We start from the raw sequence: 25,842 nt of genomic DNA, 5'->3' as shown, positions 1-25,842 counted from the left end.
CCTTTTTTATGGGACACTAGTGATTAGAACTTATGAATCTTAATTATATAGCTTATGTATTATATTGATTACGTTAACGCTGAATTTTCTCATTATCTCAACAGGTATTGTACGGGTATAGTGTTATTAAAAGAAGAAATCAAGAAAATCGCAGTTTCTTTCTATCTTTCCAATGCCTATTCAAATCACGCATGCCGTTTTTCTATAGATATTGATTTGTTTGATTTTAAAAAGTTATCAAAAGAGAATAAGGATAAGGCAAATCAATACTTTTATAATTCTAATAGTGAAACTGGAAGCCAATTCGTCTCTTTTATCTATAAGTCTCAAAGAGACCATGATATTGATATCAAGATGATCAAAGCTTTTATTGCCAATTATTCATTCGCTAAAAATCTTTTTGAAGGTTTCATCAAAAATATTATTAATGAAAGGTGCGTACTGGAAATAGAATCATTAGAGAAAGAACCTTTTTTCAATTATATAGGAGAATACATTAGTCACGGTAATTACAATGAAAAAGAAACCTCTTTCTCGAAAAAATATTTTGAGTTGAAACATAGAGATTTTGACTTTGACTGTCATTATCATAAAATACTGGTTGAGAATGCAACTCGAGAGCCCGTAGATTATGAAACAATAACAGATAAAGAATTATTCAATGCATCAGGAGGAAATATTGATGATATCAGAAGGTTTGTCATTGATGAGAAGATTCCTTATACTTTTAATAACTACCTAAAAGTAATTGATAAAATCAATATTCATGTTCCGAAACTGAAAGAAAAAATACAAAACTATATCCCTAAATATCCTTTCGAAGAGATTTATCCTCAATCGATTCTTCAAAAAATCTATGAAAAGGAAAGGGAAAAACTGGATAAGCAAATACTTATAAAACAGAAATCCGAAAAAGTTGGAGTTGAATTAGATGATATTATTTTTGTAGATGATGAATGGTGTAAAAACAAACAGTATATTGGAGTGGTACAAGAAATAAATTTACTAGGAGCCTCTTTAGAAATAAAATATATCCTTTTAAATAATGATCTGTCCAAGAGTCGATTACCTATTGAATATGCCAAAGAGGAGGATGTAAAATATATTCTTAAAAAAGGGATGCTGAAAGATCGGAATATAAAAACAAAACTTCAATTAATAAATATTCTTAAAAGGGAAGGATTTAAAAATCCCTTGTTCAAAACTCGAAAGAAACGGAATTAATTTGCTGACTGTAGAGTTTGGTTTGAGTATTACAAGTTTATTTGCTGAATATCCATTTTAAACTTTTATACTTTAGTCTACACATCCAACTTATCTATTAAAACAACAATTCAGTTTTTTCAATTTATATCTTTTCGATCAGAACAGAAAAATTTTATTTTACAAATGCCGACATGGACACGAATCCATACATAGTGAAATAAAATTAACAAGTTGCTGTTTTTTAATAATGAGGCAATGAATCAGTCATTTAAGCTGATTCAGGAAACTTAGAACAGATATAAGGTGTTCAAACGAGACCCTTCTCACTCCGCTGCTATGAATCCGGAATATATCAAAACGGTATATCATCAATCTCATTAGCATCACTGAATGGATTTTCCGGTGGGGGTATCTCATCATAGTCATCATTTGGATAGGTAGTCGGGGCGGCTTTTTGTGTAGTTTGCGCTTCCACTCTCCATGCTTTCACGTCGGTGTACCATCTTCCGTTGAATTCCCTGCTTTCCACATCAAAATCGATGGTATACATTTCCCCGGTATTGAGTGGGACATGCTGGAATTTGGTTCCCCACAAGGAAACACAAATCTTTTTAGGATATTGGTCCTGTGTCTCCACAATAATATCTTGTTTCTTCCACTCGCCGTTTCTACCCGTGCCGGATTGAAGCGGCAGAATTTGAATTAGTTTCGCTGTCAGTTGCATTATTTTTCTCGTTTTAGCCTACGAAAATAGTACGAAAAAGGGGAATTGCCAAATTAAAAATAAATGAGATGCGACTTACTAAAGTTCCACGGCTGATAATTCCGCGAATGCCTTTTGGTAATCCCTTTCGGTTTCTAATGCCTGGTTGATGGTTTCGTAGTATAACCCCATCTCTACCATATATTCCAGCAGCGATATTTCTCCCGCATCGAGGGCTTTCTTCAGCAGCTCTGTGTTGTTGGCAGTTGTCAACGATTGTCGGTACTTTTCTGATGCTGCCTTCAAGCCTGCGGCACGGTTGTAGAGTATCTGCAGCCGGTTGTAGAACTGTAAGCGGCTGTCCGTTTCCCGTGATTCGGCCGCCCTTACCGATGCTTTTGCCTGCTTTACACGGTTCTTGTTCTCCCACAAGGGGATGGAAATGCCGACTGAAATTCCCTGAAAGCGTTCGCCTACCACCTTCTCACTCATATATCCGGCGGAGAGACTGGGCAGTCCTTTCATTTTACTTAGAGAAACCTGCTGCTTGCTTACCTCTATCTCCTGCCTGGCATACGCCAACACAGGGCTTTTCTCTGCCGCTTGTCCGAACCAGTCGTCAAAACGAGGCGGAAGCAAAATGTCATCATAGCGCACATCTTCCAACAGGATATCCGTTCCTCCGTTGAGCCTTTTGAGTTGTTCCAGCAGTGCATTGCGTTCCACGTCGATACGGGATATTTCTCCCCGAACGGTGGAGAGGTTGAGTTGCACCTTATTGTATTCCAGTCGGCTCACATCGCCTGAATTGAGACGTCCTTCGTAACCGGCGGCAATCGTTTCGGCATGTTGCAGGCGCAGGTCGAGTTCCTTTTTTAGTGCATTATAGTAAATCAGGTCGATGCAGTATTGTTTTGCTTCCAAAAGGATATTCATCCGGTCGGCTTTGTATTGCCAGTCGACCAGGACATTCTGTCTGTCGGCCACTTTTCTTTTCGCGCCGGTAATGGTCGCCATGTCGAATGACTGCATCACGCTGATGTCGGTGCGGTTGCCAATCGCTGAAGGATTTCCCCAAAGGTAGTCGAACCCGACTTCCGGGTTTTCGAGATAGATATCGGTCCTGTTTTCTAATTTCTGCGCTTCGGCACTTTCCCGGAGGGATTGTAAGGTAGTATTGTGTTCTTCTATCGAAGTCAACACGGAGTTGATATTTGTCTGGGCATTCAAAGTGACGCACATGAACAGTATCAACAGGGTGATTATGATTGTTCTCATCTGGATTTTATTTTTAAATCTCTTCATCGTTTACAATTTCTGTTTTAGTCACTTTCCTTTTAGTAATCAGGTACATGATTGGAATGATAAAACCATTCAAGAAAGTGGATGTGAGCAATCCGCCCAGGATAACCTTTGCCATCGGGCTTTGTATCTCGTTACCCGGCAGGTCTCCCCCTAAAGCGAGAGGGATCAGGGCGAGCGCGGAACAGAGTGCCGTCATCAATATCGGGTTGAGACGGTCTAAAGAACCATGCATCACACATTCAAACTTCGAATAGCCTTCACGCTCCAGGTCGTTGTAACGTGATATCAGTAACATCCCGTTCCGGGTGGCGATGCCGAACAGGGAGATGAAACCGATAATGGCCGGTATGCTTAATGTACCGCTGGTGAAGAATATGGCGAAGACTCCGCCAATCAGGGCCAATGGCAGGTTCAGCAGCACGACGGCAGCCTGGTTGATGCTTTTGAACTGGCCAAACAGAAGCAGGAAGATGATCATAATGGCAAACAGGGAGGTGACTAATAAAGTACGTGATGCCGCCTGTTCGCTTTCAAATTGTCCGCCGTATTCGATATGGTAGCCTTCGGGCAATGTGATTTTCTCACCGACATTCTTCTGGATATCGTTGACGACTCCCCGTAAATCACGACCGGCCACGTTGGCCGAAACGACTAACTTTCGGGATACATTCTCACGGTTGATTGTGTTGGGACCGGTAGATGAAGTGATCTCGGCAATGTTTTCCAGCGGGACTTTCCGGCCGTTGGCATCCACGATCAGGTTCCTGATCCTGTCGGCAGTCGAGCGGCTTTCGTCATTCACTTTCAATGTCAGGTCGAATGAGTTATTACCCTCGTAAACCTGAGAAACCACTTCGCCGGCCAGCATCACGTTGATAATCTCTGCAAATTCGGGTAAGGATATCCCGTACTTGGCCAACAGTTCCCGCTTGGGTTCTATCTTCAATTGCGGACGCTCGATCTGCTGTTCCACGTTCAGGTCGGCAATCCCCTCGACATCCTCGATGGATGCTTTGACTTGATTCCCGAGGCTGTACAGCTTGTTCAGGTCGTGACCGAATATCTTGATGGCGATATTGGCCCTTGTACCCGAAAGCATGTGGTCGATACGGTGGGAGATCGGCTGTCCGATTTCGATATTAACGCCCGGAAGGAGCTTCAGTTTCTCTCTTACCTCTCCCAATACTTCGTCCTTGGAACGCTTGTCGAGTATGAACGGTGCTTCTATCTCCGACAGGTTTACGCCCAAGGCATGTTCATCCAGTTCGGCACGTCCCGTTTTGCGCCCTGTCGTTTGTATTTCCGGTATCGAAAGTAACAGCTCTTCGGCAATCCTTCCTAATTTATCCGACTCTTCCAGCGATATGCCGGGCATGGTGCTGACACTGATGGTGAACGATCCTTCGTTGAACGGCGGAAGGAAATCACGGCCGAACGAAAAGAAAAGGATCAGGGTGACGATCAACACGACTCCGGTTCCGCCAAGCACCCATTTCCTGTGGTTTAGCGTCCACCTAAGAGCTTTCTCATAGAGATATTTCAGTTTCAGGGCGACGAAAGACTCTTTTTCCACCGGCACATCACTCTTCAACTTTGATTTGGCACTTCTTTTCCCGGGTCTCCCTAATAAGTAACTACACAATACCGGCGTCAAGGTGAGGGCGACCGATGTGGAGACGATCATCGCCACGATAAATGCGATACCGAGCGGGACCAGCATGCGGCCTTCCATTCCCGAGAGGAAAAAGAGCGGGACAAAACTGGCGATCATGATCAGTGTTGAATTAAAAATCGGCATACGTACTTCTCGCGATGCATCGTACACCACCGCTATCACGCTCCTCTGCTCCTCCTTCGGCTTTAGCCGGTTCTCCCGCAGTCGCTTGAACACGTTCTCCACATCCACGATGGCATCATCTACCAATGACCCGATGGAGATGGCCAGACCTCCCAATGACATGGTATTGATGGTCAGCCCCATATATTTGAGTACGAGGATGGAGACGACCAGTGACAGGGGGATGGTGACCACGGAGATGATGGTCGTACGGACGTTCATCAGGAAGATAATCAGGATTATCACCACGAAAATACCCCCTTCGTACAGCACTTTCTGGATGTTGCTGATGGAGCTCTCTATAAAACGGGACTGTCGGTAAATGTCGGTAGAGACTTTCACGTCGGCGGGAAGCGACTGTTGAAGATTGGCCAGCGCATGGTCTATCTTGTCGGTCAGCTCCATTGTATTGATATCAGGCTGTTTGGTGACCGTCACCAGTACGGCCGGTTTCCCTTTTTCGGAGGCGACCCCCAGTTTGGGTGCCTTGTCGCCGATTTGCACGTCGGCGATATTTTCAATCAGGACAGGCATATCGCCCACACTCTTTACCACCGATTTTCCCAATGCTTCCACCTGGTTCGTGGAAAGGACGCCGCGGATGATATACTCGTTCCCGTATTCATACAATACGCCTCCGGAAGCGTTCTGGTTCATGCCCTGCACCACGTTGATCACCTCGTCCAGACTGACGTCGTAATGCTTCATCTTTTCGGGATTCAGCAATATCTGGTACTCCTTGATCTCGCCGCCGATGACGGTCACCTGCGCCACGCCGCCGATCGACAGCAGTCGTGTGCGGATAGTCCAGTCGGCCAGTGTGCGTAAATCCCTAAGCGAAGTGGAATCGGATGTCAATCCGATGGTGATTAGTTCGCCCAGAATGGACGATTGCGGGCCTAACGTGGGGTTCCCGACATAAGAGGGTAGGGCGTCTCTCACTTCGGACAGCTTTTCGGAGACGATTTGCCGTGCGAGGTAAATATCGGTCCCCCAGTCGAATTCCACCCATACGATGGAGAATCCCGTTGTGGAAGAGGAGCGGACACGGCGTACGTCGGTCGCCCCGTTCAGGGCAGTTTCTATGGGGAAAGTGACCAGCCGCTCTACCTCTTCGGGAGCCATCCCCTGCGCTTCGGTCATCACCACAACAGTCGGCGCGTTCAAATCAGGGAACACATCCACTTCCATATTGTCGGCGGTATATAATCCTGCGACCATCAGCAAAACTGCGGCGACCAGCACAACCATCCGGTTGTTCAACGAAAATTTGATTATCTTATTCAGCATAGCGTTTCGTCTTTGCGGTTAGTGATTGTGGGTATGACCTTCCGGCATCACCGACGAAACCGCCGCCAGCTTCACCTGATACACTCCTTTGGTAACCACCTTGTCGCCCGGTTTCAGCCCCGAAACGATTTGCACCCTCGTGCCATCGCTTTGACCCGGGGTGACTTCCTGTTTCTTATAATGCTCCTCTTCGAGTTGCAGATAGACGAAATAAAGCCCCTGCTCTTCGGTGAGGGATGAGATCGGCACCGATATCACATCGTTTTGCGGATTGGCTAACAGATAGACTTCGGAGAAAGCACCCGGAAGGAAGTCTCCCACGTTGTCGAATTCGAAAGTGACGGGAATGAAGAATGACTGTCCGTCCGCTGATCTGCCGAACGACAATAGCCGACCGTTCAAATCGGAAAGTCTATAGACCTGATCGTCGTAAGCCGGTTTGAAATTGGCTGAGGTGATGTTTTTAAGCGTCTTGTAATGGGATTCCGACAGTTCCGCCCGCAATTGCAGCCGCCTGTTTTGGGAGACGGTCGCGATGGGTTGCCCCACCGACACATATTCTCCCTGCCCTACCATCCGGTTTTTGATATATCCGTTGATGGGGGAGGTCACCCTCACGCCGTGGGCGGTCATGTTCGACGCCTGCGCGTTGTAGGCCGTTCTGGCGGTTTCGTAGCGGAGGCGGGACTGTTCAAACTCTTTGGTCGAGATAATCTGGTCCTTGACCAACAGTTCCGCCCGCTGGAATTCCTTTTCAGCCGTCTCGAACTCAATCTTGGCTTTGGCCGATGGATCTCCTTCTAAAAGGTCTTTGGCGGATATCGTCACGATGGACTGGCCGGACTTGACAGCACTTCCGTCGGTGAGGGAAGGGTTGGTAAATGAGACAATCCCGTTGGAAGTCGCCGCGATAATCGCCTCGTCACCCTGTGCCGCCCGGATATGTCCGCTGGTCTTGATCACGTAGCTGAACGGGCCGGGAGCGACCTCCTCTGTTTCCAAGTCGACCGCTTCGGCCTGTTGGCGGGAAAAGTGGATTTCATCGGTATCCCCGGATGAGTGGTCGTGGTCATGATCATGCGAGTGACTGTGATCATGGTCGTGTTCATCCAGATGCTCATGTGACTCTTTCGCATCCGCAGATGATCCGTTTTTACTCCCGGCATGACAACCCGAAATAAGCAAGGCCATTGCGATCAATGCGCCTATAATATAAGTCTTCATTTTTGATGGTGTTTTATGACTGCTTTATGGTGAATGAAAAATTTGTACCGGAAATAGTACAACAAGGCAAGCCTGCAATAGAATCAAGACAAATTAGAATAGGATTGGATGAGGGTAAAATGTGATATTTAATGGAATTGTATCACGCTGCCTATCCGCTCCGGTATTTTTAAAAGATGCAGGCAGTTCAGGAAAGAACGAAAGGGGGAGCACGCAAGCCATGGAATCGGCTAACTTCGGCAGACGTATAAAATAGCAGATATTCTCCCTGTTTCGGTTTTGTATAGGTATTATATGCAGGATTTATCAGAAAGTCGGATACAAGATAAAACACCGGGCAAAACTGGATCTGCACCGGATTATCGTCATTATCGAATGAGGGTGCTTTGATTTTTATCTTGCCATCCGGATTGGTATAGTAACTTGTTTCCGCAACACAATTGGGGTCGTGTTGACAGCTATGGTTGTTTTGAACCGGATACTGTCCCTCGTTCGCTGCGTCATGACCATCACTCCCACCATGATTCTCGATACAATCTATCACATGAAAACAGATTGCACCGTTATCATGATGATGATGCGGTATCACTCCCGCCACCAACACGATTAATATCGCTAATACAATGGGTGATATGGCAATCTTTTTCTTCAATTCAATCCGTTTTGCAGCAAAAGTACAGGTTTATTTTCTTTTATCCAAGTAACACAGAAGATTTTCAACGGGTTGGGGAAGCTAAATCAGATTATGAAATTTGGTTTTGTATTTTTTACCATTGTAATTAGTTGCCAAGAAATCGATAGAGGTTCATTTTTCTACTGATATGTCGGCATTCCTGTTAGTTTTTATGTTTTGTTCTTTTGGAGTATATCAGATGTTCAGAAGAAGACAGGGATAAAAATATCCGAGATGTGTTGAAGACAGTCTGTAAGAACAGTACCTGTGTTGCATCCCATCAGATCTGCTCACGGGTCTTCTTTTTTTATAGGCTTAGTTCAATCCAACGTTTCCGCCTTAAATCCTTTACTTTGGACGATGGCGATTATCTGGTCGGCAGTGATACCATTGGATTGTACGGTCAGGATTTTATCGGGATTGTCGATATCCACATTCCATTCACGGATGCCTGCAGCATTATCCAGTCCGGGTTTTACCCTTGATACACATCCGCTGCAGTTGATGTTTGTCTTGAATTGCAATTTTTTCATTTCCATGTTGTTCATTATTTTTTAATTGATATATTGATATTTTTCCATTTCAGTCGTAGGCTATTGGTTACCACGCTGACGCTACTCAATGCCATGGCTGCTCCCGCAATCATCGGATTCAGCAGAAAGCCGTTGATGGGGTAGAGGATGCCTGCCGCGATGGGGATACCGATCATGTTATAGATAAATGCCCAGAACAGGTTTTGCTTGATGGTTGCCACGGTCTGCCTGGAGAGCCGGATCGCCTGCGGTATTTTGGTGAGGTCGGATGAGATGATGGTCATCTTGGCAACGTCTATCGCTATGTCGCTCCCTTTCCCCATGGCGATGCTCACATCCGAAGTGGCAAGCGCCGTGCTGTCGTTGATGCCGTCGCCTACCATCGCTACTATCTTGCCTTGCTGTTGCAGTTCCTTGATAAACTCAGCTTTGTGCTGCGGCAGTACTTCCGCCTTGTAATGATGGATGCCGGTCTGCTGCGCAATGGCTTTTGCCGTGGCCTCATTGTCGCCGGTCAGCATATAGAGCTCGATGCCCATTTCCTGCATCTGCCGGATGGCTTCTATCGAGGTCTCCTTGACTTTGTCGGAGATGGCGATCACCGAAAGTGCCTGCCGGCTATCGGCAAACCAGATGACGGTCTTCGCCTGGTTGCCCCACTCATCGGCATATTGCAAAAGTTCGTTGGCGATGGAGATATTGTTTTCCGTCAGAAGCTTCCTGTTACCGGTGAAATAGGTCTCATCGTTATGATCCGCTTTCGCTCCTTTTCCGGTGATACTGTCGAAGCTTGTCAGTGTTGTGGCGGCGGTTCCTTTCAGGTGTCTTACCACTGCTTCTGCCAAAGGATGCTCCGATTGCTTCTCGATACTGTACAGGATATCTTTGCCGGAGTCATCGTCATTCAGCCACCGGATATCGGTCACCTGCGGCCTGCCTTCGGTGATGGTGCCGGTCTTGTCCAGCACGACTGCATTAACTTTCTTTGCCAGCTCGAGGCTTTCGGCATCTTTAATCAGGATACCGTTCTCGGCGCCTTTTCCCACACCCACCATAATGGCGGTGGGCGTGGCCAATCCCAATGCGCAGGGGCAGGCGATTACCAGCACCGTGACGGCGGCGAGCAATCCGTGTACGATACCGTTGTCTCCACCCAGAATCACCCAGATGATAAACGTGAGAATGGCAATGCCAATCACTACAGGAACGAAAATCCCCGCAATCTTATCGACCAGTTTTTGCACGGGAGCCTTGCTGCCCTGTGCATCCTGCACCATTTTAATGATCTGGGCAAGCATCGTCTCCTTGCCCACTTTCACGGCCTTGAACCGGAAGCTTCCCTTCTGGTTGATGGTGCCGGCAAATACCTTTTCATCTTTCTCCTTCAATACGGGGACGGGTTCGCCGCTAAGCATACTCTCATCCACGTAAGAATTACCGGAAGTCACTATACCGTCCACCGCTATTTTTTCTCCCGGCTTGACGAGGATGATATCGTTCACATTTACATTGTCGATGGCGACTTGCTCTTCTGTTCCGTCGGATCGTATGATTACCACAGTCTTGGGTTGCAATCCCATCAGTTTTTTGAGTGCCGTGGAGGTATTGCCTTTGGCTTTCTCTTCGAGCAGACGCCCCAACAGGATAAAGGCGATAATAACCGCAGCTGCTTCGAAATAGACGTGGGCGTGCAATCCCCTTTGGAGCCAGAAATCGGGAAACAGCATGTTGAAGACGCTGAAGAGGTAGGCGATGCCGGTACTCAAAGCGACTAATGTATCCATGTTGGCGGAGCGGTGTTTAGCTTGATTCCAGGCGTTGACATAAAAATCCTTACCCAGCCAGAACACCACGGGAGTGGCGAATAACCACATGATTAGGTTGGCATAAGGCATATCCATAAAGAACATGCCGATCACGACCACCGGCAGTGCCAGTATGATTGCCCAGATGGTTTTCTTTTTGAGTTCCCGGAATTTCTCGGCATGGATATTTTCTAGTGTTTCCTGCTGTGTGGACTCGTCTTCAATCAACAGGTCATAACCGACACCTTGCACCGCTTTTTGCAGCTTTAAAATATCGGTGATATCGGGCTGGTATTCAACAGTCAGGTTGCCCGTACCGAAATTGACGGACGCATTCACTACTCCCGGTTCATGTTGTACAATAGTTTGGGCACTGCTGGCGCAGGATGCACAAGACATGCCCAGTACGGGAAGCGTTTGCTTTATTGTTTTTGTATTGTTTGTTGCCATAGCTTTCTTATCAGCATTTCGTTATGGCATGCCTCAAACACGTTGGCTATCGGGCTGTCTGCTATAACGAAAAGGTTTACTTTATTGTTGACAATGCAAAGATGGCGATAAAATGGAGTTATCCTATTGTAGTTTTATGGATTTGATTTGTAATATTTACAGATGTCGGAAATTTGTTGCGGTTCTTATTTGTTTCTTTTATCTCCTTACACCTTATCCAGCGGTTTTCTTTTGTCTTCTCTGATCTGTTTGAAGTGGCTCGGTGTGAGTCCGGTTACTTTTTTGAACTGATTGCTCAGGTAGGCAACGCTCGAATAGTTGAGTCGATAAGCGATCTCACTCAACGATAATTCATCGTAAACCAACAACTCCTTGACTTTCTCAATCTTCTGGGCGATGAAATACTTTTCGATGGTGATGCCTTCCACTTCCGAAAATAGGTTGGACAGGTAGTTGTAATCGTGGTGTAACTCACTGCTCAACAGCTCTGACAGGTTTACATTGGTGTCATCGTCGTGGTGATGCACCCGGTCGATGATGAGGGTTTTGATCTTTTCGATAATCCTGCTTTTTTTGTCGTCGATCACCTCAAATCCTAACGGGACTAAAACGGATTCTATCTCTCTTCTTTCTTCGGATGTCGGTTCTTTGCCGAGGATCACCTCGCCCAGCGTGACACTTTTCACGTCCAATCCCAATTTTTCCAATTCCTGCCGTACAACCATGATACAGCGGTTGCAAACCATATTTTTTATGAAAAGTGAACCCATAGTCATTGTTCGTTCATAGTTATCCGTTTACAATAAAATCAAGTAAATGCCTGCGCACGATAGATTCCGTGCGCAAGCTGAAAATTAAGGGGGTAATTCCGGCTTACCCTTAACCTTTCAAAGAGTTCATATCGATCACGAATCGATATTTGACATCGCCTTTCAACAACCGTTCGTAGGCGGTGTTGATATCCTGTATATTGATCAGTTCTATATCAGAGGTAATGTTGTGCTTGCCGCAGAAATCAAGCATTTCCTGTGTCTCCCTGATGCTTCCGATGGTTGATCCGGAAAAGCTCTTACGTTCGGAGACCAGACTGAATGCAGCGATTGGTAATGGATGTTCGGGCAAACCTACCAGTGCAAGCGTGCCGTCCACTTTGAGCAGCCGCATGTATGCGTTTACATCGTGCTGTGCCGAAACACAGTCCAATATAAAGTGCAGCGTGTTGTAGTTGGCTCTCATTTGTTCTTTGTCTGTGGAGAGAATGACTTCGTCAGCCCCAAGCCGTTTGGCGTCATCTACTTTCGACGGGGAAGTGGTGATAACTACCACCTGAGCTCCCATCGCTTTGGCCAGCTTTACACCCATATGACCCAATCCGCCGATACCGACAATCCCTACTTTGTGTCCCGGACCTATATTCCAGTGTTTCAGAGGAGACCATGTGGTTACTCCTGCGCAAAGCAATGGTGCGGTAGCGGCCAGGTCCAGGTTTTCGGGAACATGTAATACGAAATCTTCATTTACCACAATACGTTCCGAATAGCCACCGAATGTCTGTTTGTTAAGATAGACGTCCTCTCCGTTGTATGTCATGGTATTCCCGTTTTCACAATACTGCTCGTTCCCATGTTTGCACTGCTCACATTCGCGGCAGCTGTCTACCATACAGCCGACAGCAGCAAGGTCTCCCACTTTGAATCTGGTCACGCCATCACCCACTTTTATGACCCGTCCCACAATTTCATGTCCCGGCACATTGGGATAGACGGTTCCATGCCACTCATTCCTTGCCGTATGCAGGTCGGAATGGCATACGCCACAAAATAGGATATCGATCTCCACATCTTTTCTTGTCGCTTCGCGACGGTCGATATTCATCTGCTTCAAGTCGGCTTCGGGAGCTTCTGTCCCGAATGCTTTTACTGGAAATGTATTCATAATTGGGAAGTTTTATTTATATTCTTTATGCCACTTGGCAATGAAGCAAAGATAAAGATTTCGATCCAAATGAGCGTAGTATGGATGTTAAAATCGTTATTTATCCGATTGTAGTTTGCTGTAGATTTCCAAATCAGTAAAAATATTTCCGGTGAGTAGCTCTCCGTGCCGTTCGATCCCCTCGAATCGGAATCCTAATCTTTTGGGAACATTGATACTGCGCTGGTTGCCGACGGCACATTTTATCTGAACCCTGTGTATGCCCAACTCGTTGAAGGCGAAACCACAAAGCTTCTCAACGGATCTTGTGATAATTCCCTGTTTCTGGTATTTCTCTGAAAGCCAGTATCCGATTTCTGTCTTTTTGTTGGCTTTGTCGGTATCCTTAAAACCGATCAATCCAATGAATTGATCCTGCTTTCGGATGGTAAATTGCAGCTCAAATCTCTCTTTCGGGGCATTGACGACTGAGTCTACAAATTCCTGTGTGTCGGATACTTCTTGGGTGGACGCTACAAATGGTAGCCACTTTCCTAAATATTCCCGTTGGATATCGATGGCTTCAAAAATATCAGTTGCGTCTGTTTGCTCCAACTGTCTTAGTTCGATATCATTGTCGATTTTTATTACCATACTGTTTTGAATTATCGATTCGCTATTTATTTCTTATGATTTATCTCTAATTAACACTGATTACTCTTTCAATGTTTATCTGTTCCAGGAATATCTCATCGTGGGAAATCACCAGCAATGTTCCTTGATACTCGTTGATTGCCTGGGTCAGTATCTCGATGTTCTGGATGTCGAGGTTGTTGGTCGGCTCGTCCAAAACGATGATGTCAGGCGATTTGTCGGCTATGTTTAAACAGCATATCATTAACCGCATCCTTTCTCCGCCACTCAATGTCGTGCAAGGTTTGTTCCAATCTTCTTTCGTGAACAGAAAGCGGTTCAGCCTGATTTTTATTTCATGTTCGAGCAAAGTGGAACTATTAAACCGGACAGCCTGTTCATAGATTGTCAGTTCGTTATTTATCAGCGAATAATCCTGATCGATATAAATTGATTTGTTTTCCGCGGCAATTGCAGTTCCGGTTTGGGGTATGAGGTCCCCGAGGATTATATTGATCAGCGTTGTCTTTCCCGAACCGTTAGATCCTTTAATGGCTATCCGTTCGCCGCTCGTGATCTGCAGGTTCAAAGGTTCACTCCAGACATATTTTCCGTTTTCGTAACTGAAATTGATGTCGGTGGCAGTAAACAGGATTTTCCCCTGATGCAACCCCGAATCGTCGAACCCAAATTTCATCTTGTTGATCCCGGGTAAGGAAGAACGCAACTCTTGCAATTCCTGTGAAATATTTCCTGTCTTCTCAGAGTGTGCGCTCTCGATTTTGGCAGTACTTCTTTCTGCGTTGTTCCTCAATGTATTGGCTACTATTTTGGGCAATCCCGCATTTGCCAGGTTTTTCTTTGCACGCGCGTCCAATTTCTGTCGGCGTTCGATGGTCTCACGCTCTTTCTCTCTAGCTTTTTTCAATGCTTTTTCTTTACTTTGGATGTCTTGCGTCAAAGCATTCGCCTTTATCTGTTTTTGTTCTTTGTAAAAGTCATAATTGCCACCATAGACGGTTATTCCGTGCTTGGTCAGCTCACAGACTACATTCAAATGGTTGAGTAATTTCCGGTCGTGGCTTACGACGAGCAAGGTGCACTTTGTATTTTCTATAAAATCATACAAATATAGTCTTCCCTGAATATCCAGATGGTTGCTGGGCTCGTCCAATAATACCAGTTCAGGTTGATGGATGGAGATACCTGCCAGGAAAACCTTTGTTTTCTGTCCCCCGCTCAGTGACTCTATTTTTTGTGACAAGTCCAAGCCGCTTAACTGCCATTCGTTCAAAGCAGCCGTACAACGTTCTTCGACTGTCCAGTCGTCGTCAAGCAATTCATAACTCTTTTCAGAAACATTTCCATTCAGTATTTCGTGCAAAGCATCCAACTTATGGTCTATTTGCAATGCTTCGGCAATTGTGAGATGGTCATATTGGCCGAAGATCTGGGGAATGTAGTAGGGTTTGGCATCCGTTTTCAATATTCCGTCGGAGGGTTGCAATTCCCCTGCGATGATTTTCAGCAATGTGGTTTTGCCGGAACCGTTATTGCCAATCAACGCAATTTTCTCATTCGGATTGACTGTCAGACTAATATTGCTGAATAATAGAATCTTATCGGGATGTGTATAGGATAGGTTTTGAATTGTAAGCATAATTTCTTTAACTAAAGTTAGTCGTTTTCAAATTATTTGCACTATTTCTACGCTCAACATGGTCAAAATAAGTTTTGCCTCTGTCTTCGCTCATCGAAATATTTTTCGCAACGACATAATTCAAGCAAGCTTGTCTTCTGTTCGTACTGCTTAACGAAAACGTTCTTTAAATAGATGAGTAACCCGGCAAACCGTTTTTGCGATTTACCTCATTAAAAGATGGAAAGAAATTATTTTATTTCATTGGACCTTACTTATTGATTTGTGCTGCAAAGGTAAAGTTTTTTAGTTACATATTATTGATTATCTCGTCGTCCATGATCGATATGCTGCAAAGAAGTTTGAATTTCCTAATTTCTCAAGAGCAATTTTTGAGTTTTTATATCTTGAAAGGATATAGTAAGATGTTGCAATTGAGTTAGAAGATGTGTATACCTGAACTGTCTTCTTGTTGGCTAAAGTCAATATTTTTGCTGCTGTGTCATAAAAACCTTCCCTCTCTCCCCAAAAATCAAGGATAATATTGGTGTCTAAAAATATTTTTTGCATCTCATTGGTGTTTTTTGTCTAAAAAATCGATATATTCTTCCCTTGCCTTTTGATCATCGATATTTGCGGAAATACTCTTTCCGCTTGAAATACTTTTAACGAAAGGAGATATTTCAAAGTCATCATCTTCTTTAGTTATTCGCGAGAGAATCGAGATAGTTCTCGTTTAATTTTAAAGTCAGTTTAGTATTCATATTTACTTGGTTTTGTACGTGTAAATATATACGGATATTCAAAATGCTATTTTACCGCCCGCAGTATTTCCCGTTTTCCGGGAGGCCCGGAGAGGCGTTCCACCACAAAGCCGGAGGCTTGAAGCATCCTCCTTACCACACCTTTGGCGCAATAGGTAGTGAGGACGGCTCCTTGATTGCTGAGAGCATATAAACGGTTGAATATTTCTTGAGTCCACATGGCGGGTTGTTTTTCCGGAGCAAAAGCATCGTAATAGATCACATCGAAAAGCTCTTCCGGTTGGAAATTCTCCGGACTGCTTGCATCCATTTGCAACTTTTTTAGATGAAAATGGGAGGTTATCTCCACCCAGTCTCCCCAAAGGCAAGAATGAAGCCGCATAAACTTCTCTTCTTGCGTAGGATCCACTAATTTGCTGTAATTGAACATCTGTGCGTCCACAAACGATACCGGATATCGTTCAAGAGTAGTGTATCTTATTGTTTTTTCCGTTTTTTCAATGTCGAGTAGGGTGAGAAAGGCGTTTAGTCCCGTGCCAAAACCTATTTCCAATAGATTGACCTCCGATTTACCGCAATGGTGTAACGCTGCCTCCAGATAAACATGGAGTGACTCACGGATGGCCCCGTGCGTAGAATGATAATGTTCATCCAATTCCGGCACATAGAGTGTATGTGATCCGTCTTCCGTTATTTCTATAATATGTTGCATACTTTTCTTATGCGTTTAAATATTCAGTTTCCGCTGATGTAGGTTGAGTCTGACCCGATTCAGAATGAAGCAGGTATTATTCAAAATCACAACAAAAATAGAAACTATTTGTTTATTGTATCCATTGCCAGTTACTGATTTTGGTATTTGCGGTGGAGTTGTGTAGGAAAAAATTACTACATTTGTCTACTAAAACCATCTTATGCAAAAATATTTGTATATCACCTTATTATTGGCACTGGCTATGGCTTGTGGTTCCGGTACGAAGAAAAGCAATGTTGAAGGACCCCGGATATTGACGGTAACGATTGAACCACAACGTTATTTTCTCGATCAGATTGTAGGCGATATGTTTACCATCAATACGCTTGTGCCGCCCGGAACCAGTCCGGAGACGTATGAACCGGCTCCGTCGGTAATGGTTGATATGGCAAAAAGCAATGTCTATTTTATGGTGGGTGATCTCGGTTTTGAGAATGTCTGGAGCAAACGTCTCGCAAAAAATAACCCGAACGTGACTATTATAAACTGTTCGGAAGGTATTGTGAGGATGGAAGGTCACGACCATGATCATGATCACGGACATGATCTCCACCATACACATTTGCATTCCCATAGTGGAATAGATCCTCATGTGTGGTCGTCTCCATATGCAGTTAAGGTGTTTACACGCAATATGTTGAATGAGATAGTGAAAATAGATCCTGATAATGCCGGTACTTATGAAGCGAATTATGAAATATTATTGGCAAAGATAGAAAAGACGGACAGCCTGATCCGGGATTTGTTGAAGAATGTGTCCTCTAAGTCATTTATTATCTACCATCCGGCATTGGGTTATTTTGCACGTGATTACGGTCTGAACCAGATCAGTATCGAATTTGAGGGAAAGAGTCCTTCTCCCTCTCAGATCAAAGAGATTGTAGATGTTGCCCGTAAGGAGAAGATCAATACTATTTTTATCGAGCGTAGTTTTGATACGAAGAATACGACAGTTATTGCCCACGAGATCGGAGCCCAAGTGTTCGAGATTGATCCCCTTCGGTATGAGTGGGATGTGGAATTGTTGAGGATTGCTACTATTTTAGCCCGCGAAGTAAAATGAATATTTGTGTTAAGTTAAATGGGGTAAAAAATGGATAAACTAATCGACATAGTAAATCTTACTGTCGGCTATGACAATAAGCCGAATGTATTGCGGGATATTAATCTCAGCATCTATCAAGATGATTTCCTCGGTATTATCGGGCCTAATGGAGGAGGAAAGACTTCTCTTCTGAAGGCGATTCTGGGATTGATAAAACCTCAATCGGGTTCCATTACGTTTTATGATACAGGTGAAAAAACGGGTTCGATCAATATCGGTTATCTGCCTCAAATTAATCAGATCGATAAGAAATTTCCTATCTCCGTATCAGAAGTGATTCTGTCAGGGCTGACTCCCGGAATGAATGTTTTCAAGCGCTATTCTCATACGGATAAGCAAAAAGTGAAGGAGGTCGCGCAACGACTTGGTATAGAAGATCTATTGTTGCGTGCCATTGGAGAACTTTCAGGTGGACAGTTGCAGAGGGTATTACTCGGAAGGGCTATCGTGGATAATCCAAAACTGATTATTTTGGATGAACCTAGTACTTATGTGGATAAGCTTTTCGAGACTAATTTCTATAAATTGCTGGGCGATATCAATAAAGATATAGCCATTGTACTGGTTTCGCACGATGTGGGGACGATTATCTCTCTTGTGAAGAATATTGCTTGTGTGAATCAGGGATTGCATTATCATCCAGGCACAGATATATCACAGGAGTGGTTGCTGAATGCTTATGAGTCTTGTCCCATAGAAATACTCGGTCATGGCTCTTTACCTCACCGTGTGTTGATGGAACATGATCTCCCGGGAGAGGGATCACATACACACAATTAAAAATGGGAGATACGGTCTGGATTATCCTTGCAGGCTTGTTGGTGCTCATGGGTGCTATTGGTACCATTTCTCCGGTTCTTCCCGGCATCCCTATGAGTTGGGGCGGTTTGCTGGTATTGAAATTTATCCCCTCTACACAGGACGATATTTCCTGGAGAACTATTACTATCCTGGGGATATTGACGGTGGTAATCACTATCCTTGATAATATGCTTCCGGTATGGGGCACAAAAAGACTGGGTGGCAACAAACAGGTAGTATGGGGTGCTGCCATCGGGTTGCTAATAGGCTTTTTTCTGGGCCCATGGGGCATCGTTTTTGGTCCGTTCGTAGGTGCTTTTGCCGGAGGATTAGTTTCCGGCACGCAGTTCATACAGGCTGTGAAACAGGCTGCCGGTGCTTTTGCCGGTTATATTGCAGGGCTTGTACTCAAATTGACCACGGTTGGTTTACTTATCTTCTTTTTTATCAGAACGCTTGTTCTTTAAAAAATTACCTCCCTTTAGTCTGCATTTTTGATAAGGTATTCTGCGATCTGCACAGCATTTAGTGCGGCTCCTTTACGAATCTGATCCGAAACGCTCCAGAAAGTTAATCCGTTTTCATTGGCAAGATCCTTACGGATGCGACCTACATAGACAGGGTCTTTTCCTGAGAGGTCCAGCGGCATCGGATACTCTTTGTTGACAGGGTTGTCGATCACTTCAACCCCTTCAGCATTGTTGAAGGCTTCCCTGGCTTCTTCTACAGAGATAGTGCGTTCAGTCTCGATCCAGATGGCTTCGGAATGGGCACGCATCACCGGTACCCGCACACAGGTCGCACTGACTTCTATATTAGAGTGCATGATCTTGCGTGTTTCATTGTACATTTTCAACTCCTCTTTGGTATATCCGTTGTCCGTAAATACGTCTACCTGAGGAATCAGATTGTATGCCAATTGATAAGCGAACTTGGAAACGGTTGGCTTTTCCCCGTTCACTGATTGCCTGTATTGGTTTTCCAATTCCTGCATAGCGGCGGCACCGGCTCCTGAGGCAGCTTGGTAGGTTGCTACATGTACCTTTTTTATATGCGAAATATTTTCAATGGCCTGTAATGCCACTACCAGCTGGGCGGTGGTGCAGTTGGGATTGGCGATGATGTTGCGGGGAGCGTTCAGCGCGTCTTCCCCATTCACTTCGGGAACCACCAAAGGCACATCTTCCTCCATGCGGAAGGCGCTGGAGTTGTCGATCATGATAGTCCCGTGTTTGGTAATGGTCCCGGCAAATTCCAGTGAAGTGCCTCCTCCGGCGGATACGAAGGCAATATCGATTCCCTTAAAATCGTCATTATGTTGCAATTCCTTTACTTCGATTGATTTACCCCTGAAATTATATAATGTTCCGGCACTTCTCGACGAACCGAATAAAACCAGTTCGTCCAACGGGAAATTTCTTTCATCCAGTACGCGGAGTAATTCCTGACCTACAGCTCCGCTGGTACCCACAATAGCAATCTTCATAATGAATATAAGTTTTTAAATAAAAGTAAATGGCAAAACCTAAAACATACTTTTATCCAGTTTACACCACAAATGTACATAAAAGTTCAGATATATACACAGATCAATAAAAAATGCCCCACAAATTTATAGAGGAAAGATAGTGAAAAGCTGATAAATGTAATAAAATGAAGAAATTTAACGATAATAAAATTTATTTGATAGCGATTTTTTGGGTAATTTTCCCGATTTTAATGATGTAGTAACCTCTTGGGAGAGATAAAGTATATTGGTTGGTGCCAGCCTTTACGCGGCGGTTAAATACTTTTGCTCCCATGATATTATATATATCGAGCACTCCGTCTTGGGAGAGGTCTTCAATAATAAGTTGATTGCCAGTTATCTTGATTTTGGTTTTTTCCTGTGACTCTCCTTCATTTCGCCGTTCTTCCTTGATTTTCGGCTTCTCATTATTTTCCGTTAGTATTTCTTTTTGTTTTTCCACGACAAGCGTATCGGGATTTTCCTGCGCAAACAAAGAAAATCCAATCCCGAAGGCAAGGCACATCAAAAGGAGAAAACCGTATCTCTTCATGAAAACCACGTTTATATCACAAAATTATAAAAAAATGTGAAACTTTGTATGGTTCTGATATAATTATTTCTAGCGAAAAGCTTCAATATGAAGGCTTGTTGCGTTGGGCCGAAGAACCAAAGCCGATCACGGCGATGCCTTTTGCCAGATTGCTTATTATTTCTCTCCCTAACAGGTTGTCACTCCTATTATTTTATCCATATATAAATCGTTAATTTCTATTGATTGTTGACTTTATATTAGATATATTTATCTGTTATCTGTGCAATAGTGCCTGATATGTGGATATATATCAAATACCTTACCTTCAGCGGCAAGTTCCGTATTCGGGAAAATAGCGGTTGCTTCTTTTAAAAGGACTCCCAGTTCGTTGTACCGGGAAGAATAATGGCCAATCACCAGATGCTTCACTTCTGCCGCCTTGGCGATCTCTGCCGCTTGACGGGCAGTAGAATGATAGGTCTCGCCGGCGCGGGTCAATTCGCTTTCGGCGAAAGTAGCTTCATGATACAGTATATCCGCATTTTTTATATAGGGAACAATCTCGGGAGCATAGGCCGTGTCGGAACAATAGGCATATCTTCGCGGAGGATTGCCGGGTGATGTGAGTATTTCATTGCGGATGAGGGTACCGTTGGAAGTGATAAAATCGGCTCCTTCTTTAATTTGAGCAATCTGTCTAACAGGAATCTGATAGAAATCGATCATCTCACGGATGATATGTTTGGGTGATTCTTTTTCTTCAAAAAGAAATCCATTGGTATCAATGCGGTGTTTCAGCGGGAATGAGGATATTCTGATTGATTTATTTTCAAAAAGGAACTCTTCCCGGTCTGGATTTAAGTGGTGTAACTCTATCTTATATGACATATGTTTCCCCATATAAATCAGAAGGGGTTTTATCAGGATGCTAATCTCTTTATGGGCGTAAATATGAAGGTCGGCAGTTCTTCCCAACATACTGAGTGTAGAGAGTAATCCTGGTAATCCGAATATATGGTCACCATGCAGATGTGAAATAAAGAGGCTGTGGAGTTTATTTATCCGTATTTTAAACTTTCTCATCTGAAACTGTGTGCCTTCCCCACAATCAATCATGAACAATTTTTCGTTCAGATCCACTAATTGCGAAGGCGGGTGGTGCATTGTGGTGGGTATGGCTGAACCGCACCCTAGTATAGTTACCTGAAATTTGTTCATATTAACGGATACCGATAAGTTTATGTATCTGTAGGCTCAATGCCCATGAGGGGTTCTGTTTAACCAGATATACACAATAATCTATATTTTCCTGGATGAGATTGTTATTGTCGAAAATGGGACTTAGGAAATAATATTTTGCTTTAGGGAGGATGTTGACATCCGGTAATGGATCTCCCTTTTGAATAGGAAAACGTAATTCATCCACTTCAGGGATCAATTCCCTGACTCTCTCAAATTCCTGTTTGGGACTACAGGTGATATAATCGACTCCCTTGGGAACTTTTCTTGTGCCGTTGGTTTCTATGGCTTGGAGGTATCCTCTTTCTTTGAAGATGGCAACGACAGTATCGTTAAGCTGTAGCGTGGGTTCTCCCCCGGTCCAGATAATCCATTTGCATTCATACGGCTCAATTTCATTCAGTATCTCGTCGATAGTTTTCTTTACGCCCCGTTCGAAATCGGTGTCACAGAAACTACACGTCAGATTGCATTTAGCCAATCGGATAAAAATAGATGGTTGTCCTGACCGGCCCCCTTCACCCTGAAGGGAGTAAAATATTTCATTCACATTCAGGTTCATAGATGGCTGATGTTTTGGGTGTCTCACTCACTTCTACTGCGTATAGCTCCGGGATCAGGGGCTTAAATTCGTCGTATAGCATCTTGGCAATATTCTCCGCCGATGAATTGAGTGGTGCGAGAATATCATTCAGATTCCGGTGGTCCAGTTTAGTGTCGATATGCTCCTTTACCACTTTCAATTCGGTATAATCGCGGACGAAACCCTGTTTAGTCAATTCTTTCGCACGGAGATGAACAGTCACCACATAATTATGCCCATGCAGGCGACTGCAAGGGTGATCGTCAGGCAATCCCCAAAGGGAGTGTGCTGCTGAAAAAGAAAACTGTTTACTTATCTTGTACATTGTTCTGATTTACTGATTTACTAATTAGGATTGAGTTTCTAGCCCATCATCACATCAAGGAGTCATTTATTCCACCTTCAGATAGGTTCTGAGTGGATAATGATCGGAATATTTCACCTTCCCCCTTTTTGTCTTGTAAGCTTTTATATTATCGCTGTGCATGATATGGTCGATACGGAAAAGGAACATATCTTCGTGGTAGGTGATGCCGGGTCCGAAAGCAGTGGAAACGTATGCATCCTTTAATCCTTTTTTCATCCTGTAATAGGCGTAGGATATGGGTGTGTCGTTGAAATCACCACAGATAATAGTTCCGTGCGTATCTTGCCTGTCGATAAACTGTCTCACTTTCTCAACCTGTTGTGCACGTATCCTGTATGCGGTCCCCAGTCGGTTACGAATATTACTGGCCACCTGCTCGAGCCGCACCGAATCGGCATTCAGGAGGAAATCACTGTATAATTTTTTATCTTCTTCCTTAATACTGTTCGATTCCAGATGTACATTGGCCACTGAATACCTTTTCCCGTCTATACTGATAGTATAAACTGCCGCTCCGTTATATGACGATTCGAACAGCACTTTATGTGTCTTCTCGATGGGATATTTCGAGAAACATGCCAATCCGAAGATATGATATTTTCCTGAAGATTCCAAACCTGTGACCGAGTGGTAGGGATACCGGCTTAAAATCCTGTTTACCTCGTATTGGGAGATCATCGACTGTCCTGTTTTACTGATCAGGTATTCCTGGAGGCAGACAATATCGGCATCGGTATTGGCAATGTAATCAAGGATGGGATGTTCAGCTGCATTTTTATCCCTTTCATTTGGGAACCCCTGTACGTTGTAAGTCAATATCTGAATCGCCGCCTCCGGTTCCTTCCCACTGATAAAATGCAGCGGGAAGAATGTGGTTACCGGCTTGTAACAAAGGAGAATTGCCGAAAGGGATATCAATGCAAATTTCCACTTTGAGAAAATAATCCAGAGAGCGAGATAGCAGATATTGGCAAGTAGGATGAGTCCAAATCCCAATCCTATATATGAAAACAAGTTGGTCTTTAATGGTGAAACCCTCCAAGAGAGGAATGAGAAGAAAAGCAAAATGATAGCCACTACGTTCGTAACGAAAATGATCCATTTGACCATATCATTGAACTTCAGTTTTTTATTTCTTGCTCGCATCGAAAAGTTTCCTTTTTTCTTCTGATGATAGACCGTTGTAACCCGATTGTTTCAACTTATCCAGAATAGTATCGATCTCTTCCTGTTCGGTATGTTTACGTTCGTTATATTCCCAATCGGTTTCGTGGCGTGCATATTTCACTTTCATCTTCGAAGCATGTTTGCGAGGTTTAAACAGTCCCACAAACCAATCAATTGCCCGACTCATCCATCGGGTAATGTCTTTTCCGTTCTTATACCGGATAGCGAAGAAATAGCCTAACAATGCACCTCCTATATGTGCGACATGTCCCCCGGGATTCATGGGATTACTAAGAGAGAGAAAGTCGAGGACAAATGCGAAGATAGCAATATAGACAATCTTTATAGGTCCCAGAAAGAGGAGATTCAATTGCACATCGGGGCGATAGAAAGCAGCTCCCATCACAATGGCCATTACTGCTGCCGATGCACCGATCATCACCGATCCTCTCTCCATTGCGGTATAATAGGGGATGGAGTTGAATGCAACTACATAAAGTATTGCGCCGGCCAATCCCCCTAAGACATAAAGGCTGCCGAGTATCCGTCCGGTAAAGTATTCCATGAAAATCTTTCCGAACCAATAGAGCCAAAGCATATTGAAGAGCAGATGAAGAAACCCTTCATGTACGAACATATAGGTAATGGGGGTCCATATTCTGTGCAGTAATAAGGGAATATAAGAGGGTATGCCGAGGAAGGAAATCATATCTACAGCGTAAAGATTGAACAGGGTAGACACTACTGAGACAATCTTCAAGGCAATAAAAACGAATACGTTGATGAAAATTAGCCTTGTCATCACGCTGCCATTCTTATATTGCTGCTTCAGCCTTTCAATAAAATCTGCCATATTTCATATCCTTTCTTTTCCAATACAGAATCATGAAAATTCCGAAAAGCATCCCTCCCAGGTGTGCAAAATGAGCCACATTATCGCCCGTACGGTTGGCAACGCCGAAGAATAATTCCAATAAGCCATATCCAATCACAAACCATTTGGCCTTGATAGGAAAAGGAAAGGGGATGATAAAAAGTTGCGAATTGGGAAATAACATGCCGAATGCCAATAGCACACCAAAAACAGCTCCCGAGGCTCCTACAGTAACACTGTTCACCATTGAAAACATCTCTACGGGCACGACTGCCTGCACCCTTAAAAGGAGAACGATCATCTGTATTAATCCTGCTCCGATCCCGGTAACCAGGTAATAAGTAAGAAATCGTTTGGGTCCCCACACCTGCTCCAATGTCCTGCCGAACATAAAGACTGCGAACATATTAAAAAATACATGGGAGAAGGAGTATGGGTCATGCAGGAACATATAAGTGACAAGCTGATAAATATGGAAATAATCCGACTTGACGAAATGTAATCCAAGCCATTGAGACAGGTCTATGCCGAATCGATTAATCAGTACAAACTGTGCCAACCAAATGATTACATTTATAATGATTATATTTTTTGTTACCATGGGAAGTACCCCGGCGAAGCTATTTCTTGAATTATCCATTTTTCTTAATTGAATGTTGGGCTGCAAAATTACGTATTATTTCGTTGAGAATGCGGATTTTTACCCCAGAAAAGACTTTTTTTTACTAAAAACAAATACTTTTTATCTTTTTTCTTGATTGTTTTCGATTTATAGTTTATATTTGACGGCAAAATGAGGCTCAGCCTTGACTTAATGTATGTTTAATTTTTTTATTTACGTTTTATGAACAAATCAGAACTAATTAGTGCTATCGCTGATAAATCAGGCCTTAGCAAAGTGGACGCCAAGAAAGCGTTGGATGCTACCCTCGAC

26 protein-coding genes are annotated in these 25,842 nt (G+C 43.9%); 5 read left to right on the top strand and 21 right to left on the bottom strand.

Annotation, left to right across the window (positions count from 1 at the left end; translation table 11 throughout):
• Positions 1 to 54: 54 nt before the first annotated feature.
• Entirely contained in the window at positions 55 to 1,224 is a 1,170-nt protein-coding gene (locus B4G81_RS04685) for a hypothetical protein (protein ID WP_294080618.1), read from the top strand.
• Positions 1,225 to 1,558: 334 nt separating this feature from the next.
• On the opposite strand, the gene B4G81_RS04680 is transcribed toward B4G81_RS04685, so the two are convergent.
• From B4G81_RS04680 to mnmD, 13 genes are all read right to left on the bottom strand, one after another.
• On the bottom strand, positions 1,559 to 1,930 hold the full coding sequence (locus B4G81_RS04680; RefSeq protein ID WP_294080616.1) for a DUF3127 domain-containing protein: 372 nt from the start codon (positions 1,928 to 1,930) through the stop codon (positions 1,559 to 1,561).
• Positions 1,931 to 2,008: 78 nt separating this feature from the next.
• Positions 2,009 to 3,187 (bottom strand): TolC family protein, encoded by a 1,179-nt coding sequence (locus tag B4G81_RS04675; RefSeq protein WP_294080614.1) that lies wholly within the window; start codon positions 3,185 to 3,187, stop codon positions 2,009 to 2,011.
• Between the two features lie 13 nt (positions 3,188 to 3,200).
• A complete protein-coding gene (locus tag B4G81_RS04670; protein WP_294080612.1) occupies positions 3,201 to 6,341 on the bottom strand; it encodes an efflux RND transporter permease subunit in 3,141 nt (1,046 codons plus the stop codon).
• Positions 6,342 to 6,359: 18 nt separating this feature from the next.
• On the bottom strand, positions 6,360 to 7,565 hold the full coding sequence (locus B4G81_RS04665) for an efflux RND transporter periplasmic adaptor subunit (RefSeq protein ID WP_294080609.1): 1,206 nt from the start codon (positions 7,563 to 7,565) through the stop codon (positions 6,360 to 6,362).
• Positions 7,566 to 7,752: 187 nt separating this feature from the next.
• Positions 7,753 to 8,217, bottom strand: a complete 465-nt coding sequence (locus B4G81_RS04660) for a DUF6769 family protein (RefSeq protein ID WP_294080607.1) — start codon at positions 8,215 to 8,217, stop codon at positions 7,753 to 7,755.
• 341 nt (positions 8,218 to 8,558) lie between these two features.
• Entirely contained in the window at positions 8,559 to 8,771 is a 213-nt protein-coding gene (locus B4G81_RS04655) for a heavy-metal-associated domain-containing protein (protein ID WP_294080605.1), read from the bottom strand.
• A 14-nt stretch (positions 8,772 to 8,785) separates the two neighbouring features.
• Entirely contained in the window at positions 8,786 to 11,026 is a 2,241-nt protein-coding gene (locus B4G81_RS04650; protein WP_294080603.1) for a heavy metal translocating P-type ATPase, read from the bottom strand.
• A gap of 206 nt (positions 11,027 to 11,232) precedes the next feature.
• A complete protein-coding gene (locus B4G81_RS04645; protein WP_294080601.1) occupies positions 11,233 to 11,796 on the bottom strand; it encodes a helix-turn-helix domain-containing protein in 564 nt (187 codons plus the stop codon).
• A gap of 109 nt (positions 11,797 to 11,905) precedes the next feature.
• The gene (locus B4G81_RS04640; RefSeq protein ID WP_294080599.1) at positions 11,906 to 12,961 is read right to left on the bottom strand and encodes an NAD(P)-dependent alcohol dehydrogenase; all 1,056 of its coding nucleotides are present in this window, start codon (positions 12,959 to 12,961) and stop codon (positions 11,906 to 11,908) included.
• 96 nt (positions 12,962 to 13,057) lie between these two features.
• Positions 13,058 to 13,594 carry a GNAT family N-acetyltransferase gene (locus tag B4G81_RS04635; RefSeq protein WP_294080598.1) on the bottom strand — a complete coding sequence of 179 codons (537 nt, stop codon included), beginning with the start codon at positions 13,592 to 13,594 and terminating at the stop codon, positions 13,058 to 13,060.
• Between the two features lie 46 nt (positions 13,595 to 13,640).
• On the bottom strand, positions 13,641 to 15,236 hold the full coding sequence (gene abc-f, locus B4G81_RS04630; protein ID WP_294080621.1) for a ribosomal protection-like ABC-F family protein: 1,596 nt from the start codon (positions 15,234 to 15,236) through the stop codon (positions 13,641 to 13,643).
• Between the two features lie 300 nt (positions 15,237 to 15,536).
• Positions 15,537 to 15,782: a type II toxin-antitoxin system VapC family toxin gene (locus B4G81_RS04625; RefSeq protein WP_294080596.1), complete on the bottom strand. Its 246-nt coding sequence runs from the start codon at positions 15,780 to 15,782 to the stop codon at positions 15,537 to 15,539.
• A 240-nt stretch (positions 15,783 to 16,022) separates the two neighbouring features.
• The gene (mnmD, locus tag B4G81_RS04620) at positions 16,023 to 16,688 is read right to left on the bottom strand and encodes a tRNA (5-methylaminomethyl-2-thiouridine)(34)-methyltransferase MnmD (protein WP_294080593.1); all 666 of its coding nucleotides are present in this window, start codon (positions 16,686 to 16,688) and stop codon (positions 16,023 to 16,025) included.
• A gap of 202 nt (positions 16,689 to 16,890) precedes the next feature.
• Here mnmD and B4G81_RS04615 point away from each other — a divergent pair, with 202 nt between their 5' ends.
• Genes B4G81_RS04615 through B4G81_RS04605 form a run of 3 tightly spaced genes read left to right on the top strand, consistent with a single transcriptional unit; the run spans position 16,891 to position 19,103 of the window.
• Entirely contained in the window at positions 16,891 to 17,793 is a 903-nt protein-coding gene (locus B4G81_RS04615) for a metal ABC transporter solute-binding protein, Zn/Mn family (RefSeq protein ID WP_294080591.1), read from the top strand.
• A gap of 30 nt (positions 17,794 to 17,823) precedes the next feature.
• Positions 17,824 to 18,615, top strand: coding sequence for a metal ABC transporter ATP-binding protein (locus tag B4G81_RS04610; RefSeq protein WP_294080589.1), 792 nt, complete (start codon positions 17,824 to 17,826; stop codon positions 18,613 to 18,615).
• Between the two features lie 2 nt (positions 18,616 to 18,617).
• Positions 18,618 to 19,103, top strand: a complete 486-nt coding sequence (locus tag B4G81_RS04605; RefSeq protein ID WP_294080588.1) for a DUF456 domain-containing protein — start codon at positions 18,618 to 18,620, stop codon at positions 19,101 to 19,103.
• A 14-nt stretch (positions 19,104 to 19,117) separates the two neighbouring features.
• On the opposite strand, the gene B4G81_RS04600 is transcribed toward B4G81_RS04605, so the two are convergent.
• The 8 genes from B4G81_RS04600 to B4G81_RS04565 all read right to left on the bottom strand — a co-directional run bounded on the left by B4G81_RS04600 (position 19,118) and on the right by B4G81_RS04565 (position 25,548).
• A complete protein-coding gene (locus tag B4G81_RS04600; protein ID WP_294080586.1) occupies positions 19,118 to 20,122 on the bottom strand; it encodes an aspartate-semialdehyde dehydrogenase in 1,005 nt (334 codons plus the stop codon).
• A 193-nt stretch (positions 20,123 to 20,315) separates the two neighbouring features.
• Positions 20,316 to 20,696 carry a T9SS type A sorting domain-containing protein gene (locus B4G81_RS04595; RefSeq protein WP_294080584.1) on the bottom strand — a complete coding sequence of 127 codons (381 nt, stop codon included), beginning with the start codon at positions 20,694 to 20,696 and terminating at the stop codon, positions 20,316 to 20,318.
• A 249-nt stretch (positions 20,697 to 20,945) separates the two neighbouring features.
• Positions 20,946 to 21,896 carry a ribonuclease Z gene (locus B4G81_RS04590; RefSeq protein ID WP_294080582.1) on the bottom strand — a complete coding sequence of 317 codons (951 nt, stop codon included), beginning with the start codon at positions 21,894 to 21,896 and terminating at the stop codon, positions 20,946 to 20,948.
• A 1-nt stretch (position 21,897) separates the two neighbouring features.
• Complete coding sequence (locus B4G81_RS04585; RefSeq protein ID WP_294080580.1) at positions 21,898 to 22,479, bottom strand: 7-carboxy-7-deazaguanine synthase QueE; 582 nt, start codon at positions 22,477 to 22,479, stop codon at positions 21,898 to 21,900.
• Positions 22,460 to 22,825, bottom strand: a complete 366-nt coding sequence (gene queD / locus B4G81_RS04580; RefSeq protein WP_294080577.1) for a 6-carboxytetrahydropterin synthase QueD — start codon at positions 22,823 to 22,825, stop codon at positions 22,460 to 22,462. Before queD ends, B4G81_RS04585 begins: the two co-directional genes overlap by 20 nt.
• A 66-nt stretch (positions 22,826 to 22,891) precedes the next feature.
• Complete coding sequence (locus B4G81_RS04575) at positions 22,892 to 24,013, bottom strand: endonuclease/exonuclease/phosphatase family protein (RefSeq protein ID WP_294080575.1); 1,122 nt, start codon at positions 24,011 to 24,013, stop codon at positions 22,892 to 22,894.
• Complete coding sequence (locus B4G81_RS04570) at positions 23,997 to 24,887, bottom strand: rhomboid family intramembrane serine protease (RefSeq protein ID WP_294080573.1); 891 nt, start codon at positions 24,885 to 24,887, stop codon at positions 23,997 to 23,999. Before B4G81_RS04570 ends, B4G81_RS04575 begins: the two co-directional genes overlap by 17 nt.
• Positions 24,871 to 25,548, bottom strand: coding sequence for a rhomboid family intramembrane serine protease (locus tag B4G81_RS04565; protein WP_294080569.1), 678 nt, complete (start codon positions 25,546 to 25,548; stop codon positions 24,871 to 24,873). The genes B4G81_RS04570 and B4G81_RS04565 overlap by 17 nt, the downstream gene beginning before the upstream one ends.
• Before the next feature lie 204 nt (positions 25,549 to 25,752).
• Here B4G81_RS04565 and B4G81_RS04560 point away from each other — a divergent pair.
• Positions 25,753 to 25,842, top strand: a 90-nt coding sequence (locus B4G81_RS04560; RefSeq protein WP_294080619.1) for an HU family DNA-binding protein, incomplete at its 3' end; no start/stop codon positions are given.

Origin of the sequence: Proteiniphilum sp. UBA5384 (genome assembly GCF_002410825.1) — a bacterium.
GTDB lineage: Bacteria > Bacteroidota > Bacteroidia > Bacteroidales > Dysgonomonadaceae > Proteiniphilum.
The sequence above is the reverse complement of the archived record's forward strand: the minus strand, read 5'-3'. Positions and strand labels throughout refer to the sequence as shown.

Excerpts from the sequence above, each read along its gene's own strand:
- queD (WP_294080577.1), bottom strand. The coding sequence starts at position 22,825 with ATGTACAAGATAAGTAAACAGTTTTCTTTTTCAGCAGCACACTCCCTT.
- B4G81_RS04615 (WP_294080591.1), top strand. The coding sequence starts at position 16,891 with ATGCAAAAATATTTGTATATCACCTTATTATTGGCACTGGCTATGGCT.
- B4G81_RS04610 (WP_294080589.1), top strand. The coding sequence starts at position 17,824 with ATGGATAAACTAATCGACATAGTAAATCTTACTGTCGGCTATGACAAT.
- B4G81_RS04575 (WP_294080575.1), bottom strand. The coding sequence starts at position 24,013 with ATGCGAGCAAGAAATAAAAAACTGAAGTTCAATGATATGGTCAAATGG.
- B4G81_RS04625 (WP_294080596.1), bottom strand. The coding sequence starts at position 15,782 with ATGCAAAAAATATTTTTAGACACCAATATTATCCTTGATTTTTGGGGA.
- B4G81_RS04685 (WP_294080618.1), top strand. The coding sequence starts at position 55 with ATGTATTATATTGATTACGTTAACGCTGAATTTTCTCATTATCTCAAC.
- B4G81_RS04570 (WP_294080573.1), bottom strand. The coding sequence starts at position 24,887 with ATGGCAGATTTTATTGAAAGGCTGAAGCAGCAATATAAGAATGGCAGC.
- B4G81_RS04640 (WP_294080599.1), bottom strand. The coding sequence starts at position 12,961 with ATGAATACATTTCCAGTAAAAGCATTCGGGACAGAAGCTCCCGAAGCC.
- B4G81_RS04635 (WP_294080598.1), bottom strand. The coding sequence starts at position 13,594 with ATGGTAATAAAAATCGACAATGATATCGAACTAAGACAGTTGGAGCAA.
- B4G81_RS04590 (WP_294080582.1), bottom strand. The coding sequence starts at position 21,896 with ATGAACAAATTTCAGGTAACTATACTAGGGTGCGGTTCAGCCATACCC.
- B4G81_RS04585 (WP_294080580.1), bottom strand. The coding sequence starts at position 22,479 with ATGAACCTGAATGTGAATGAAATATTTTACTCCCTTCAGGGTGAAGGG.
- B4G81_RS04565 (WP_294080569.1), bottom strand. The coding sequence starts at position 25,548 with ATGGATAATTCAAGAAATAGCTTCGCCGGGGTACTTCCCATGGTAACA.
- B4G81_RS04645 (WP_294080601.1), bottom strand. The coding sequence starts at position 11,796 with ATGGGTTCACTTTTCATAAAAAATATGGTTTGCAACCGCTGTATCATG.
- B4G81_RS04600 (WP_294080586.1), bottom strand. The coding sequence starts at position 20,122 with ATGAAGATTGCTATTGTGGGTACCAGCGGAGCTGTAGGTCAGGAATTA.
- B4G81_RS04605 (WP_294080588.1), top strand. The coding sequence starts at position 18,618 with ATGGGAGATACGGTCTGGATTATCCTTGCAGGCTTGTTGGTGCTCATG.
- B4G81_RS04655 (WP_294080605.1), bottom strand. The coding sequence starts at position 8,771 with ATGAAAAAATTGCAATTCAAGACAAACATCAACTGCAGCGGATGTGTA.
- B4G81_RS04675 (WP_294080614.1), bottom strand. The coding sequence starts at position 3,187 with ATGAGAACAATCATAATCACCCTGTTGATACTGTTCATGTGCGTCACT.
- B4G81_RS04595 (WP_294080584.1), bottom strand. The coding sequence starts at position 20,696 with ATGAAGAGATACGGTTTTCTCCTTTTGATGTGCCTTGCCTTCGGGATT.
- B4G81_RS04670 (WP_294080612.1), bottom strand. The coding sequence starts at position 6,341 with ATGCTGAATAAGATAATCAAATTTTCGTTGAACAACCGGATGGTTGTG.
- B4G81_RS04680 (WP_294080616.1), bottom strand. The coding sequence starts at position 1,930 with ATGCAACTGACAGCGAAACTAATTCAAATTCTGCCGCTTCAATCCGGC.
- B4G81_RS04665 (WP_294080609.1), bottom strand. The coding sequence starts at position 7,565 with ATGAAGACTTATATTATAGGCGCATTGATCGCAATGGCCTTGCTTATT.
- B4G81_RS04650 (WP_294080603.1), bottom strand. The coding sequence starts at position 11,026 with ATGGCAACAAACAATACAAAAACAATAAAGCAAACGCTTCCCGTACTG.
- mnmD (WP_294080593.1), bottom strand. The coding sequence starts at position 16,688 with ATGCAACATATTATAGAAATAACGGAAGACGGATCACATACACTCTAT.